The 14,476-nt window shown below is 73.8% G+C and carries 16 protein-coding genes, 1 tRNA gene and 1 riboswitch; of the genes, 10 read left to right on the top strand and 7 right to left on the bottom strand.

The features are described from left to right. Positions 1-22: 22 nt before the first annotated feature. Positions 23-96: transfer RNA gene (locus ACZ60X_RS37870), tRNA-Pro, on the top strand. Between the two features lie 107 nt (positions 97-203). Here the strand turns inward: ACZ60X_RS37870 and ACZ60X_RS37875 are convergent. The 7 genes from ACZ60X_RS37875 to ACZ60X_RS37905 form a co-directional block, all read right to left on the bottom strand. Then, the gene (locus tag ACZ60X_RS37875; protein WP_469608811.1) at positions 204-1,580 is read right to left on the bottom strand and encodes an amino acid permease; all 1,377 of its coding nucleotides are present in this window, start codon (positions 1,578-1,580) and stop codon (positions 204-206) included. A gap of 170 nt (positions 1,581-1,750) precedes the next feature. Next, a complete protein-coding gene (locus ACZ60X_RS37880) occupies positions 1,751-2,452 on the bottom strand; it encodes a GntR family transcriptional regulator (protein WP_469608930.1) in 702 nt (233 codons plus the stop codon). A 241-nt stretch (positions 2,453-2,693) separates the two neighbouring features. Beyond that, positions 2,694-3,695 (bottom strand): proline racemase family protein, encoded by a 1,002-nt coding sequence (locus ACZ60X_RS37885; protein WP_469608813.1) that lies wholly within the window; start codon positions 3,693-3,695, stop codon positions 2,694-2,696. A 22-nt stretch (positions 3,696-3,717) separates the two neighbouring features. Then, a complete protein-coding gene (locus ACZ60X_RS37890; protein ID WP_469608816.1) occupies positions 3,718-4,614 on the bottom strand; it encodes a dihydrodipicolinate synthase family protein in 897 nt (298 codons plus the stop codon). 32 nt (positions 4,615-4,646) lie between these two features. Then, positions 4,647-6,065, bottom strand: coding sequence for an FAD-dependent oxidoreductase (locus tag ACZ60X_RS37895; protein ID WP_469608819.1), 1,419 nt, complete (start codon positions 6,063-6,065; stop codon positions 4,647-4,649). Continuing rightward, positions 6,058-6,360, bottom strand: a complete 303-nt coding sequence (locus ACZ60X_RS37900; protein WP_469608822.1) for a (2Fe-2S)-binding protein — start codon at positions 6,358-6,360, stop codon at positions 6,058-6,060. The genes ACZ60X_RS37895 and ACZ60X_RS37900 overlap by 8 nt, the downstream gene beginning before the upstream one ends. Beyond that, entirely contained in the window at positions 6,357-7,535 is a 1,179-nt protein-coding gene (locus tag ACZ60X_RS37905; RefSeq protein WP_469608825.1) for an NAD(P)/FAD-dependent oxidoreductase, read from the bottom strand. The genes ACZ60X_RS37900 and ACZ60X_RS37905 overlap by 4 nt, the downstream gene beginning before the upstream one ends. Before the next feature lie 191 nt (positions 7,536-7,726). On the opposite strand from ACZ60X_RS37905, the gene ACZ60X_RS37910 reads away from it, so the two are divergent. The 9 genes from ACZ60X_RS37910 to ACZ60X_RS37950 all read left to right on the top strand — a co-directional run bounded on the left by ACZ60X_RS37910 (position 7,727) and on the right by ACZ60X_RS37950 (position 14,456). Continuing rightward, positions 7,727-7,852 carry a putative leader peptide gene (locus tag ACZ60X_RS37910; protein ID WP_469608828.1) on the top strand — a complete coding sequence of 42 codons (126 nt, stop codon included), beginning with the start codon at positions 7,727-7,729 and terminating at the stop codon, positions 7,850-7,852. A 79-nt stretch (positions 7,853-7,931) separates the two neighbouring features. Continuing rightward, complete coding sequence (locus ACZ60X_RS37915; RefSeq protein WP_469608831.1) at positions 7,932-8,816, top strand: glutathione S-transferase C-terminal domain-containing protein; 885 nt, start codon at positions 7,932-7,934, stop codon at positions 8,814-8,816. Positions 8,817-8,902: 86 nt separating this feature from the next. Next, a riboswitch (SAM riboswitch) is annotated at positions 8,903-9,015 on the top strand. Positions 9,016-9,049: 34 nt separating this feature from the next. Continuing rightward, positions 9,050-9,196, top strand: a complete 147-nt coding sequence (locus ACZ60X_RS37920) for a hypothetical protein (RefSeq protein WP_469608832.1) — start codon at positions 9,050-9,052, stop codon at positions 9,194-9,196. Between the two features lie 185 nt (positions 9,197-9,381). Beyond that, positions 9,382-10,362 (top strand): amino acid ABC transporter permease, encoded by a 981-nt coding sequence (locus ACZ60X_RS37925; protein WP_469608835.1) that lies wholly within the window; start codon positions 9,382-9,384, stop codon positions 10,360-10,362. Beyond that, positions 10,359-11,150, top strand: coding sequence for an amino acid ABC transporter ATP-binding protein (locus ACZ60X_RS37930; protein ID WP_469608838.1), 792 nt, complete (start codon positions 10,359-10,361; stop codon positions 11,148-11,150). The genes ACZ60X_RS37925 and ACZ60X_RS37930 overlap by 4 nt, the downstream gene beginning before the upstream one ends. Before the next feature lie 50 nt (positions 11,151-11,200). Continuing rightward, positions 11,201-12,220, top strand: a complete 1,020-nt coding sequence (locus tag ACZ60X_RS37935) for an ABC transporter substrate-binding protein (RefSeq protein WP_469608841.1) — start codon at positions 11,201-11,203, stop codon at positions 12,218-12,220. Positions 12,221-12,236: 16 nt separating this feature from the next. Beyond that, a complete protein-coding gene (locus ACZ60X_RS37940) occupies positions 12,237-13,001 on the top strand; it encodes a GNAT family N-acetyltransferase (protein WP_469608843.1) in 765 nt (254 codons plus the stop codon). A gap of 5 nt (positions 13,002-13,006) precedes the next feature. Then, positions 13,007-13,120 carry a putative leader peptide gene (locus ACZ60X_RS37945; RefSeq protein ID WP_469608845.1) on the top strand — a complete coding sequence of 38 codons (114 nt, stop codon included), beginning with the start codon at positions 13,007-13,009 and terminating at the stop codon, positions 13,118-13,120. Between the two features lie 124 nt (positions 13,121-13,244). Next, positions 13,245-14,456: an LLM class flavin-dependent oxidoreductase gene (locus ACZ60X_RS37950; RefSeq protein WP_469608848.1), complete on the top strand. Its 1,212-nt coding sequence runs from the start codon at positions 13,245-13,247 to the stop codon at positions 14,454-14,456. Positions 14,457-14,476 lie beyond the last annotated feature (20 nt).

The raw sequence follows: 14,476 nt of genomic DNA on the forward strand, positions 1-14,476 counted from the left end.
GGGCACCCCGGGTGGATCGCAACGGGACGTGGCGCAGCTTGGTAGCGCACTTGACTGGGGGTCAAGGGGTCGCAGGTTCAAATCCTGTCGTCCCGACGTTGCGAGAACGCAAGGTCAGGCGCCGTGCCGGAACTCTCCGGCACGGCGCCTTCCGTTTCTCCCCGTCTTCCGCCGGTTTCCGCGTTCCTCGCGCGCCGCGGGCCTTACGCCGCCTCGCGCCGGCGGCGCGCCGTCATCACGGCGTAGACGAGGACCCCGGCGAACAGGAACAGCGTGCCCTGGTAGACCGCCGCGTACCCGGCGCCCGCCATCAGCCACAGGGAGAAGCCGGCGGCGACCGCGGTGATCACCGAGTCCCGCACCAGCCGGGCGCGGTCCACCGACGCGCCCCGGCCGGACACCAGGTAGGAGAGCTGCGCGGCCGTCGACAGCAGGTACGGCACGGTCGCCGTGAACGTGGTGACGAGGACCAGCACCTCGAAGATCTTCGTCGAGCCCGACAGGTAGTTGTACGCGGTGAGCAGCGAGGCGAGCACGACCGTGACGGCGACGCCGAAGGTCGGCACGCCCCGTCGGCGCCGGGCGAAGGTGGCCGGGAACAGCCCGTCCTTGGCGGCGGCGTACGGGGTCTGGGCGCTCAGCAGCGTCCAGCCGTTGAGGCAGCCGGTCATCGAGATCACCGCCGCCAGCGCCACGGCCGTACCTCCCCAGCCGCCGCCGAACATCGCGTTCACGGCGTCCGAGAACGGCGCGGTGGAGTGCACCAGCCGGTCGTGCGGGACCGTGCCGAAGACGGAAAGGGTGCCCAGCAGATACACCAGGGCCGCGCCCGCGGTGCCGATGACGGTGGCGCGGCCCACGTTGCGGCGTGGGTTGTCGACCTCGCCCGCGCTGACGGCGGCGGACTCCACGCCCAGGTAGGAGAAGAGCAGCAGGGCGGCGGAGGCGGACACCGCGCCGACCGGGCCGTGACCGCTGGAGTTGAACGGCCCGAGGCGCGAGGGGTCGAAGAAGAACAGACCGCCGACCGCGACGAGCAGCAGCGGCACGAACTTCAGCACCGTGGAAACGAGTTGTACGGCGCCCACGTACCGGCTGCCGGCGAAGTTCGCGACCGCGGGCAGCCACAGCAGGACAAGGGCGGTCAGGCACGCCGACCAGTGGTGGCCGCCCACCGGGAGCAGCACGTCGAGGTAGCCGACGGCGGCCACGGCGAGCGCCGCGTTCGACACCCAGCCGGTGATCCAGTACGACCAGGCGGTCAGGAACCCGGCGAAGTCACCGAAGGCCTCGCGGGCGTAGACGTACGGCCCGCCGGTGCGCGGATCGCGGGCGGCCAGCCTGCCGAAGACCAGGGCCAGGGCGATGGCGGCGACGGTCAGCACGCCGAAGGCGACCAGGCTCACCGTGCCGTAGGGGGCGATGGAGGCGGGCAGCGTGAAGATGCCGCCGCCGATGATGTTGCCCATGACCAGCGCGGTGGCGACGGGCAGGCCGAAGCGCCGCGCGTGCTTGCTGGTTCCGGAGGGGTCCGTGGCGTCCTTGGTGTCGGCGGGTGTGGTGTCGACGGCCGTGGCCATGTGGGTGTTCTGCCTCTCATCAAACAGATGTCCCGGGATCGCCGGAACAGGACCAATGGTCCGGGAAGCCCCCACCCCCCGCAAAATTGCCGGTCCTTGTGTCGTCCGGCCGGGCAGAACGTGAAAAAAATGCAGGACAGCGGGGCTCCCGCCGCGAAATGTCCGGTGGACTAGTCGTGCTCCCCGCTCGCCGCCCACAGGCCGCGCACATGGCCCAGGTGCCGGGTCATGATCTCGTGCACGGCCTGCTCGTCGCGCTCCAGCAGGGCGTCGAGGAGCTCGAGGTGTTCCTCGGCCGAGGCGAGCAGCCGGCCCGCCCGCACCAGTGCGGTCAGGCCGTAGAGGCGGGAGCGGCCGCGTAGGTCGGCGACCACCTCGACCAGGTGGCCGTTGCCCGCCAGGGCGAGCAGGCCGAGGTGGAAGCGGGTGTCGGCCTCCACGTACGCGATCAGGTCGCCGGCCGCCGCCGCGTGGACGATCTCCCGGGCCGCCGGGCGCAGCGCCTCCAGCGAGACGCGGTCCGCCGTGCGGGCCAGGGCGGCCACGGTGGGGATCTCGATGAGGGCGCGGACGTGGGTGTACTCGTCCAGCTGCCGGTCCGAGACGGCGGTGACCCGGAAGCCCTTGTTCGGCACGGTGTCGACCAGGCCCTCCTTGGCCAGGTCCAGCATCGCCTCGCGCACCGGCGTCGCCGAGACCCCGAAGCGGGCGGCGAGCGAGGGCGCGGAGTAGACCTCGCCCGGCCGCAGCTCGCCCGCGATCAGCGCGGCGCGCAGCGCGTCGGCGACCCGCTCGCGGTAGCTGCTGCGCCGGCCGCCGAGCCGGGGCAGTGCCGGAAGTTCCGAGCCCGGTTTCTTCTGGTCCTGTGCCATGTCACGCATCACCGGGGAGTGTAGAGGACGTCCGGAAGGCTCCGCCGCTCCCTAGTGCCCGGGCAGGCAACGTTCGCCCCGTCGCGACGCCCGGCACGCTCCCCCGCTGCGCGGGAGGCGCCCCCACTCGCCGCACCGGCCGAAAGCCCACGTACGCCCAGTACGAGGACTTCCGGCCGGCACACCGGCAGCCACGCACCGGACGCCGCTCCTTGACGGGCAAACGTTGCCTGCCGGGGCACTACAGGACGAAGCCCTCCGGGAACGGGTCGGTCGGGTCGAGCAGGTACTGGGCGGTGCCGGTGATCCACGCGCGGCCGGTGAAGCTCGGCAGCACGGCCGGGATCCCCGCGACGTCCGTCTCGCCGAGCAGCCGTCCGGTGAACCGGGTGCCGATGAAGGACTCGTTCACGAACTCGGTGTGCAGCGGCAGTTCGCCGCGCGCGTGCAACTGCGCCATGCGCGCGCTCGTCCCCGTGCCGCACGGGGAGCGGTCGAACCAGCCTGGATGGATGACCATCGCGTGCCGCGAGTGCCGTGCGGTGGCGCCGGGTGCGTAGAGGTGGACGTGGTGGCAGCCGCGGATGGACGGGTCCTCGGGATGCACGGGCTCCGCCGCGGAGTTGATCGCCCGCATCAGGGTGAGGCCGGCCGTGAGGATGTCGTCCCTGCGCGCGCGGTCGAAGGGCAGCCCGAGGGCGTCGAGCGGGAGGATCGCGTAGAAGTTGCCGCCGTAGGCGAGGTCGTAGGTGACCGTACGCCCGTCCGGGAGGGTGATCCGGCGCTCCAGGTCGACGGCGAACGAGGGCACGTTGCGCAGGGTGACGTGCCGCGCGGCACCGTTCTCCACCGCCACCTCGGCGACCACCGGGCCGGCCGGGGTGTCCAGGCGGATGGTGGTCACCGGCTCCACGACCTCCACCATGCCGGTCTCCACCAGCACGGTCGCCACCCCGATGGTGCCGTGTCCGCACATCGGCAGATAGCCGGAGACCTCGATGTAGATCACGCCCCAGTCGCAGTCGGGGCGGCTCGGCGGCTGGAGGACCGCGCCGCTCATCGCGGAGTGCCCGCGCGGCTCGTTCATGAGCAACTGCTTGACGGCGTCGCGGTGTTCACGGAAGTACAGCCGCCGGTCGTTCATCGTCGCACCCGGTACGGTGCCGATCCCGCCGGTGATCACGCGGGTCGGCATGCCCTCGGTGTGCGAGTCGACGGCGTGCAGGACGAGCTTGCTGCGCATGGTCCGACTCCTTCGTGCGAGCTTACGCGAGCCCCGCGGCCACGGCCTTCTCGGTCGCGGCGCGCACCGCGGCCTCCTGCTCGGGCGCCAGCGGGACGCGCGGCGGTCGCACCGGGCCGCCGTGGCGGCCGGCGACGTCCATGGACAGCTTGATCGCCTGCACGAACTCCGTCCGCGAGTCCCAGCGCAGCAGCGGGTGCAGCTGCCGGTACAGGGGGAGCGCGGTGGCGAGGTCGCCGGCCGTCGCGGCCCGGTACAGCTCGGCCGAGGCGCGCGGCAGCGCGTTGGGGTAGCCGGCCACCCAGCCCTTGGCGCCGGCCACGGCCAGCTCCAGGGCGACGTCGTCGGCGCCGATCAGCAGGTCGAGTTCCGGGGCGAGTTCGGCGATGCGCCAGGCGCGGCGCACGTCGCCGGAGAACTCCTTGACGCCGCGGATGTGGCCCTCGCCGTGCAGCCGGGCGAGGAGTTCGGGCACCAGGTCGACCTTGGTGTCGATCGGGTTGTTGTACGCCACCACCGGCAGACCGGACCGGGCCACCTCCGCGTAGTGGGCGACAACGGAACGCTCGTCGGCGCGATAGGCGTTGGGCGGCAGCAGCATCACCGACGCGCAGCCGGCCTCGCCCGCCTGCTCGGCCCAGCGGCGGGCCTCGGCGGAGCCGTACGCGGCGACGCCCGGCATCACCCGCTCCCCGCCGACCGCCGCCACGGCCGTCCGCACCACCCGGGCCCGCTCCTCGGGAGTGAGCACCTGGTACTCGCCGAGCGAGCCGTTCGGCACGACGCCGTCGCAGCCGCTCGCCACCAGCCAGGCGCAGTGCTCGGCGTAGCGGTCGTAGTCGACGGAGAGGTCGGCGCGCAGCGGGAGCGCGGTGGCGACGAGGACGCCGCGCCAGGGCCGGTTCTCCGGGTGGGTCATGAGCGGTCTCCCATCAGGTAGGGCGTGACATGTCACAACGTGGGTTCGTCCGGCAGGCCCGCCAGCACGCCGAGCGGGACCGGGCGCGCGAACGGGCGGCGCCCCGGCACGAGCGGGCAGCCGGTCAGACCGGCCACCGCCGGCGCGCACATCCGGCCCTGGCACCAGCCCATGCCGGCCCGCGTGAGCAGCTTCGCCGAGCGCAGGTCGCCGGCCCCGAGCGTCCGGGCGGCCGCACGGACCGCACCGGCGCTGACCTCCTCGCAGCGGCACACCACCGTGTCGTCCGGGATCCGCTCGGCCCACCCGGCGGGCGGGGCGTACACCGTGTCGAGCGCGGCGGAGAACGCCCGCAGGCGCTCCCTGGCCCGTGCGGCGGCCGACCAGGAGGTGGGGTCGGGGGCGGTGCCGGTGAGACGGGCGGCGGCCGAGCGGCCGGCGATGTGTCCCTCGGCGAGCGCGAGGGCGGCGCCGCCGATGCCGGTGGCCTCCCCGGCGGCCCACACGCCGGGCACGTCGGTGCGCTGCTCCGCGTCCACCCGTACGGCCGTGCCGTCCGGCTCGGTCAGGGCGCAGCCGAGGGTCTCGGCCAGGTCGGTGTGCGGCAGCATGCCGTGGCCGACGGCGAGGGTGTCGCAGGGGATGCGGCGCGCGGTGCCGGGCCGGATGCGGCCGGTCCCCTCCAGCGCGGCCACGGTGACGGCGGTCAGCCGGTCGGTGCCGTGCGCCTCCACCACGGTGTGCCGGGCGAGCGTGCGCACCCGGTGGCGCGCCAACAGCGCCGCGTACCAGGCGCCTTCGGCGAGCTTGCCGGGCTGCACCGCGAGGTCCGGCGCCCGGCGCAGCAGGGCGCCGGGGGCGGCGGACTCGACCAGTGCGGCCACCCGCGCGCCCGCCGCCGCGAGCCCGGTGGCCACCGGCAGCAGCAGCGGACCGGTGCCCGCGACCACGACCGTACGGCCCGGCAGCACCAGGGCGCCCTTGAGCATCGCCTGCGCGCCGCCCGCCGTGACGACGCCGGGCAGCGTCCAGCCCGGGAAGGGCAGCACGCGCTCGTAGCCGCCGGTGGCGAGCAGCACGGCATCGGCCCGCACGGTGACCCCGTGCTCCTGCGCGGGGCCGCGCAGGGCGTGCACCGCGAAGGAACCGGTCCCCTGCTCGGACTCCCGCGCCACGCACCAGACATGGTGCTCCGTCAGGTGGGTGATCCGGCCCGCCGCGATGTGCCGGGCGAGGCCGTCCCGCAGGCGCCGCCAGGTGCGCCACTGGTGGTGCAGGGCCTCGGGGCGGCGGGCGTTCAGGGCGGGGGCGGGCTGCCGGTAGAACTGGCCGCCCGCCTGGCCGGCCGCGTCGATCAGGGTGACGCTCAGGCCACGGGCGGCCGCGGCGAGGGCCCCGGCGAGGCCCGCCGGGCCGGCTCCGACGACGGCGAGGGACGGGGGCTCAGTCATCGTCCCGGCCCGTCCCCTCCTGGGTGCGGATCGCGTCGCCCGGCCGCACGGTGACCAGGCAAGCCCGTTGGTTCGACCGGCCGTTGACGGTCACCAGGCAGTCGAAGCACACCCCGATCCCGCAGAACACCCCGCGCGGGCGGCCCGCCGCGCGCGTGCTGCGCCAGGCCGTCACGCCCGCCGCCCACAGCGCCGCAGCGACCGTCTGTCCGGGCAGCGCCGCCACGGGCCGCCCGTCGAGCGTCACGGTGAAGGCCTCGCCCGGCCGGGCCCCGGCCAACTCCAGGGGATTCACGGCGTGTCGCCTCCGTCGGTGTCGGTGTCGGTGTCGGTGTCGAAACGCTCCGGCCGGAACGGTGTGAGGTCCAGCTCCGGTGCCTTCCCGGTGAGCGCCTGCGCGATCAGCAGGCCCGTGCCGGTGGCGAGTCCGATGCCGGCACCCTCGTGCCCGCAGGCGTGGAAGAGGCCGGGCATCCGGGGGTCGGGACCGATCGCCGGGAGGTGGTCGGGCAGGTACGGCCGGAAACCGGCGTACGCGCGCAGCGCGCTGACCCGCTCCAGGAACGGGAACAGGCCGACCGCCCCGGCCGCGAGCGCCCGTACGGCGGGCAGGGACAGCGAGCGGTCGAAGCCGACCCGCTCCCGGCTCGCGCCGATCAGCACCGGCCCGGCGGCCGTGCCCTCCACGACCGGCGAGGTGCGCAGGGCGGCCGAGTCGCTGGCGACATCTGCCACATAGTCCGCCGCGTACACCTTGTGCCGGACCATGCGCGGCAGCGGCTCGGTGACCAGTACGAAGCCGCGCCGGGGCAGGACGGGCAGCCGGACGCCCGCGAGTGCCGCGAGGCCACCGCCCCAGGTGCCGGCCGCGTTCACCACCGCCGGCGCGGACAACTCGCCCCGGTCGGTGCGGACACCGGCGACCGCGCCGCCCTCCGCGCGCAGTATCCCGGTCACGGTCCAGCCCGGGTGCAGCCGGGCGCCCGCGGCGCGCAGCAGATGGGCGGCGGCCAGCGCGGGCATGACCTGGGCGTCCTGGGGATAGTGCACACCGCCCGCCATGCCGGGAGCCAAGTGCGGTTCCAGGGCGGCGAGTCCGGCCGCGTCCACCGCATCGGCGGTCACGCCGGCGGCGCGCTGCCCGGCTGCGAAGTCCGTCAGCGCGGCCAGGGCGCCGGGCGTCGAGGCGACCACCAGGCCGCCCTTGGGCTCGTACTCGATCCGCGCGCCCAGCTCGCCCGCCAGCCGCTCCCACAGCCGGGCCGACAGCAGGGCGAGCTCCAGCTCCGGGCCCGGTTCCTTGTCCGAGACGAGCAGGTTGCCCTCGCCCGCTCCGGTGGTACCGCCGGCCACCGGGCCCCGGTCCACCACCCTGACGTCGAGGCCCGCCCGCGCGGCGTACCACGCGCAGGCCGCGCCGACCATGCCGGCTCCGACCACCACGACATCGCAGGTCAGTCGCTTCGCCACAGCAGTACTATGTCACATGGCGCACTGTCTGAGGAGACCCCGGACACACTCGGCCGCCCGCTCGTGTCCAGCGCCGGCCCGAGCCGCCCCGCGCCGTCCCACGCCGTGAGACTGAGTCGTGGACGCCCCCTTGACGTCGTACGACACCGGATCGACACTTCAGGGCGGGAATCCTAGTGAAAAGGTAGGGAATGATGACGCGCCTCGCCACGGTCGCCGGCCACGCCGGTCGCACGCCGTCGCGCGCGCCCCTGCTGACCTCCCGTCGTCACATCGATCTGCTGCGCGTGTGCAGCGCGATCAGCCCGCGCCGCTGAGACCGGGCCCCGCGCGCCCACCGGCCGACGACGTCCGCGGGCGCGCCCCCTGAAGCACGCCCACCACCCGGGGAGACGCATGTCCATCACTCCGCTCGCCGCCGTCCCGTCCGTCCACCGCGCCGCACCCGTCTTCCGGGGCCGGATCGGCGGGGACGCCCGCAGCGGCCACTACGCCGTGCCCCACCGCTACCGCCTGCACCTGTCCACCGCCTGTCCCGACGGCCTGCGCCTCGCCGTCGGACACGCCCTCCTCGCCCTGGGTGACAGCTGTCCGGTCACCCTCCTGCCCGCCGTCCCGGACCGTCCCGGCGACGGGCACTCCGCGCTCCGCCCGCTGTACGAGGCCAGCGCCCACCACTACACCGGACCCGCCCTCGCCCCGGTGCTCAGCGACGACTGGTCCGGACGCATCGTCAGCACCCGCGCCCGCGACATCCTGCGCGACCTCGACCGCTTCCCCGGCGACGGGCGCGGCACGCTGTACCCGAGCGGCCAGGAGTCCGTGATCGAGGCCGTCGAGGCGATGTGCGACGGCGTCGAGGAGGCCGCGCAGCGCGCCGGCCGGGCGGATGCCGAGCCCGGCGAACGGACCGCGGCCCTCGGTGCGCTGCTCGACACCCTGGAGCGGCTGGACAGCCGGCTGGCCGGGGAGGAGTACCTGGTCGACGGCCGGCTCACCGCCGCCGACGTCGAACTGTGGGTGACCCTGGTGCAGCTCGACACCGTCCACCGCTGCCACCTCGACGCCTCCGCCGTGCACCGCCTCGCCGGCCACCGCGCCCTGTGGGCCTATGCCCGCCGGCTGGCCGCCCGTCCCGCCTTCGGCCGCCACCTCGACCTCGACGGCATCTCCCGCCGTCACCACGGCCGTTGCCAGGGGCTGGAGGCCGCCGGAGCCGCCGTCCAGATCGTGGACTGGGCGGGCCACGCGGCCGGCACCGAGGACGCTTTCCGCAGGTGAACGCGGTGCATGCGGACGCCCGAACGTCCACCTGCCGGACAGCGGTTGACATGCGGGCGGCCGGCTGCCTTAACTGACGGCCAGATGGTCATGAGCGTCAGCGCCAAGCCCTGGCTCGCTGACCGGCAACCCTCGCATCGCGGTGGGGTGCCCCAGGTGACGACCGGACCGGAACGACGTATTTCGGTAAGCGCGAGGGCCCCGACGGGGCCGGAACAGTGACAGGTGACACCATGGACGCAAGCCCCCGGGCGGCCGTGAGCCGCCCCCAGGGCCGCGTACCGTCGTACGCCGGGCTCCTCGTCGCCGACCGCGCCGTCGATCTGCTCCGGGTCAACAGCGCGCTGTGTACCGCACCGGGCACCCGCCGCCGCGGCTGAACTCCCTCTCCAGCCACCCGCGTTCCTGACGCACACCGCCCTCGCGGTGTGCCGTCCTCCGCCCAGCCCCACCCCAGCCCCCGGTCGCCGTGCGCACCACGCGCGCCACCTCGCGCCACAGGGCCGCCGCGGCCCGTGCCCGCGCGCCGCGCGACCGGGGAGCCGACCCGAGCCGGAGCCCCGCCATGAGTGAACCCCCAGGCGCCGCCCTGTCCCTGGCCGCCGCGCCACCCGCCGACGCCCCGTCAAAACCGTTCAGGAAGCAGCGGGTTCAGCCGCTGCGCCGCCCCGGACGGTGGATCGTCACCGCCGTCGTCCTGGTGCTCGTCGCCCAGTTCGTGCACGGTCTGGCCACGAACCCCTTCTACCAATGGGACCGCTTCCGCTACTGGTTCCTGCGCCCCACGGTCCTCGACGGGCTTGTCGTCACCCTGGAAGTCACCGCGCTCAGCGCCGTCTTCGGCCTCCTCGGCGGCATCCTGCTGGCCCTCGGCCGCCAGTCCGGCAGCCCGGTGCTGCGCGCCGTGAGCTGGACCTACACCTGGGTGTTCCGCTCGGTACCGCTCATCGTCGTCCTGATCTTCCTCTACAACTTCTCCGCCCTTTACAAGACGGTGAGCCTCGGCATCCCCTTCGGCCCCGCCTTCGTCACCTTCGACGAGTCCAAGCTGGCCACCGACATGACGGTCGCCGTGGTCGGACTCAGCCTCAACGAGGCGGCGTACGCCGCGGAGGTCGTCCGCGGCGGCATCCTCTCCGTCGACCAGGGCCAGCACGAGGCGGCGGCCGCGCTCGGGCTGCCCAAGGGCTACCAGTTCACCAGGATCGTCTTCCCGCAGGCCCTGAGGTCGATCACCCCGAACTACGTCAACCAGCTCATCGGCCTGATCAAGAGCACCTCGCTGGTGTTCTATGTCTCGCTGCTCGACCTCTTCGGCTCCGTGCAGACCATGGGCAGCACCTACCCCGGCGACATCGTGCCGCTGCTGCTCGTCGCCACCGTCTGGTACCTGGTCCTCACCAGCGCCGTGTCCGTCGTCCAGTTCTACGTCGAGCGGTACTTCGCGCGGGGCGCCACCCGCAGCCTGCCGCCGACCCCGCTGCAGAAGGCGCGCGCCGGCCTCGCCGGGTTCCGGGCCCGGCTGCGCAAGGAGGCCGCCGTATGACCGCCACCGACACCCTGGAGACCACCCCGGCCGCGCTGGAGGTCCACGACGTCCACAAGTGGTACGGCACCCATCGCGTGCTCGACGGCATCGACCTGACGGTGCGCCCCGGCGAGGTCACCGTCATCATCGGCCCCTCCGGCTCCGGCAAGTCCACCCTGCTGCGGGTCGTCAACCACCTGGAGAAGCCCGAGATCGGCCATGTCAGCGTCGGCGGCGAGCCCATCGGCGTCAGACGCGGCAGCGGCGGCCGGCTGAAGGAGCTCAGCGAGCGCGCCATCCTGGCCCAGCGCAGCCGGATCGGCTTCGTCTTCCAGAACTTCAACCTCTTCCCGCACCTGACCGCCCTCGACAACGTCGCCGCCGCGCCCGTCGCCACCGGGAAGCTGACCAGGCCCGAGGCGCTGGACCTGGCCCGCGCACTGCTCACCCGGGTAGGCCTCGGCGACCGTACCGGCGCCTACCCGCGCCAGCTCTCCGGAGGGCAGCAGCAGCGCGTCGCCATCGCCCGCGCCCTCGCGCTGCGCCCCGGCATCATCCTCTTCGACGAGCCGACCTCGGCCCTCGATCCCGAGACGGTCGGTGAGGTGCTCGCCGTCATCAAGGACCTCGCCACCAGCGGCACCACCCTCGTCATCGTCACCCACGAGATCGGCTTCGCCCGCGAGGTCGCCGACCGGGTCGTCTTCGTCGACGGCGGCCGGATCGTCGAGCAGGGCCCACCCGAGGAGGTCCTGGACCGGCCCCGGCACGAGCGGACCAGGGACTTCCTCGCCAAGGTCCTCTGACTCCCTTCTCCTCCCTTTCCCCGAGCAGCACCGAACGACGAAGGACAGCCATGCACAGCCACCTCTCCCGACGCGGCCTGATACGCGGCATCACCGCGGCGACCGCCGTCGCCACCCTCGCCACCGGGCTCGCCGCCTGCGGCGGCAACAGCGACGCGGCCACCACGACCGACACCGCCGGCACGGTCACCGTCGGCAGGGTGTCCAACGGCGCGGCCAAGGAGACCCGGCTCCAGGTCTCCGAGGTGAAGACCATCAGCTCCGAACTCCCCGCCACCGTGCGCAAGAGCGGCACCCTGAGGATCGCCGTCGGCGCCCTGCCCGACGGGTTCCCGCCGCTGGCGTACATCGGTTCGGACCAGAAGTCGCTCACCGGCGCCGAGCCCGACCTCGCCCGCCTGGTCGCCGCGGTGCTCGGGCTGAAGCCCCAGCTCTCCAACGACACCTGGGAGAACATGTTCGTCGGCATCGACAGCGGCAAGGCGGACGTCGGCTTCGCGAACATCACCGACACCGAGGAACGCAAGAAGAAGTACGACTTCGCCTCCTACCGCAAGGACAACCTCGGCTTCGAGGTGCCGAAGAAGAGCACCTGGAACTTCGACGGCACCTACCAGAACCTCGCCGGCAAGACGGTGGCCGTGGACAACGGCACCAACCAGGAGAAGATCCTGCTGGAGTGGCAGGCGAAGCTGAAGAAGGAGGGCAAGCGGCTCACCGTCAAGTACTACCGCAGCAAGAACGCCACCTATCTGGCACTGGCCGGCGGCCGGATCGACGCCTACTTCTCCGCCAACCCGGGGCAGGCCTACCACGAGAAGCAGACCGCCGCCTCGCCGAACGCCACCCGCAGTGCCGGCACCTTCTCCGGCGCCGGCGCGAGCCTCCAGGGACTGATCGCGGCCACCACCAAGAAGGACAGCGGCCTCGCCAAGCCCATCGCCGACGCCGTCAACCACCTGATCGCGAACGGTCAGTACGCCGAGTGGCTCAAGGCCTACAACCTCTCCAACGAGGCCGTCGCCAAGTCCGAGGTGAACCCGCCCGGGCTGCCGCTGACCAACTCCTGAACAGGCGGTGCCGCACATGCCCTCGCAGCCCCCTCACGTGCTCGACAACGCGGTCTGGGCCGCGCTGACCGGGCCGCACGCCCACCTCGCCGAACGCCGCGGCCGCGCCGCCCGCTACCGGGACGGCATCTACGCCTTCGCCGCGCTCGCCGACCCGGCGGACCCGGCCGCCTGGCACGATCTGCGGGCGCTCACCGGCCCGGAAGCCGTCGTGGGGATCAAACCCGTCGACCGGGTGCCCGACGGCTGGCGGATCGAGGGCGAGGGGGAGGGAGTTCAGCTGACCGACACCGCGCTGCGCGCCGAACCCGCCCCGGAGGCGGTACGGCTCGGGCCCGCCGACGTCCCCGAGATCCTCGACCTCGTCGCCCGCACCCGGCCCGGTCCGTTCCTGAAACACACCGTCGAGATGGGCACCTATCTCGGCATCCGGCACGAGGGACGGCTGATCGCCATGGCGGGGGAGAGACTGCGGCCGCCCGGCTGGACCGAGATCAGCGCGGTGTGCACCGACCCCGCACACCGCGGCCGGGGGCTGGCCACCCGGCTGGTGCGCGCCGTCGCCTGGGGCATCCGGGAGCGCGGGGACACCCCGTTCCTGCACGCAGCCGCGGACAACGCACCGGCGATCCGGCTCTACGAGTCCCTCGGGTTCACCCTGCGCCGCCGCTCCCGGATCGTACGGGTGCGAGGTGCGGGAACAACCGAAGCGGGCGGAGCGTTGGGAGAGTTGACGGGACCCGCGGCGCGCGAGGCGCGGCGGCCGACGGCACGGAGGTGACGGTCGTGACACGCGAACGACGCCTGCCACACGCCCCGTGCCCCTACCGCTCCGTCCGTCTGCACTCCCGGCCGCACATAGACCTCCAGCGCGTGTCCGCCGCGCTCTGTCGCCCCTGACCTCTTCCCCGGCCGCACGGCCCGCCTCTTTCCCCCCGCCGCGCCCGCCCGGCGCCGACGCCTGCCCTCGCGTGCCGGTGTTCGCCGTGCCCACCTTCGTACGGACATCCAGGAAGGCACCGACGTGTCCCCAACTCCCGTTCGCCCTCTGCACCTCGCCGTCGCCCTGGACGGCACCGGCTGGCACCCCGCCTCCTGGCGCGAGCCGGTCGCCCGCCCCCGGGACCTGTTCACCGCCGGCTACTGGGCCGATCTGGTCGCCGAGGCCGAGCGCGGCCTGCTCGACTTCGTGACCATCGAGGACGGCCTCGCCCCGCAGTCCTCCCACCTCCTCGCTCCCGACGAGCGCACCGACCAGGTCCGCGGCCGCCTCGACGCGGTGCTCATCGCCTCCCGCGTCGCGCCCCTCACCCACCACATAGGCCTGGTCCCGACCGTGGTGGCCACGCACACCGAGCCGTTCCACATCTCCAAGGCCGTCGCCACCCTCGACTACGTCAGCACCGGCCGCGCCGGCCTGCGGGTGCGGATCAGCGCCCGGCCGGACGAGGCCGCCCACTTCGGACGCCGTACCATCGGCCGGATCGAGGCCTACGACAGCCCCGCCGCCCAGGAGATCACCGCCGAACTCTTCGACGAGGCCGCCGACTACGTGGAGGTGGTGCGCCGGCTCTGGGACAGCTGGGAGGACGACGCCGAGATCCGGGACGCGGCGACCGGCCGCTTCATCGACCGGGACAAGCTGCACTACATCGACTTCCAGGGCCGCCACTTCAGCGTCCGGGGCCCCTCGATCACCCCGCGCCCGCCGCAGGGCCAGCCCCTGGTCACCGCCCTCGCCCACCAGACCGTGCCCTACCGGCTCGTCGCCCGCCAGGCCGACCTCGGCTACGTCACCCCGCACGACGCGGACGAGGCCCGCGCGATCGTCGCCGAGATCCGTGCCGAGCAGGAGGCGGCGGGCCGGGCCGGGCACCCCCTGCACGTCTTCGGCGACCTCGTCGTCCTCCTGGACGACAGCCGGGCCGCGGCCGAGGACCGGCGGGAGCGGCTGGACAGGCTCGCGGGCGAGCCGTACCGGAGCGACGCCCGGATCTTCACCGGCACGGCCCCGCAACTCGCCGACCTCCTCGAAGAGCTGGCGGCGGCCGGGCTGACCGGCTTCCGGCTGCGGCCCGCCGTCGCCGGGCACGACCTGCCCCGGATCAGCCGCGACCTGGTGCCCGAGCTGCAGCGCCGGGGCCGCTTCCGGGACGCCTACGAAGCCGGCACCCTGCGCGGCCTGCTCGGCCTCGCCCGCCCCGCCAACCGCTACGCAGCCGCCGCCACAGCCTGAGCAGCCGGAGAGGACCCCCG

Source organism: Streptomyces sp. NPDC104106 (assembly GCF_055584345.1).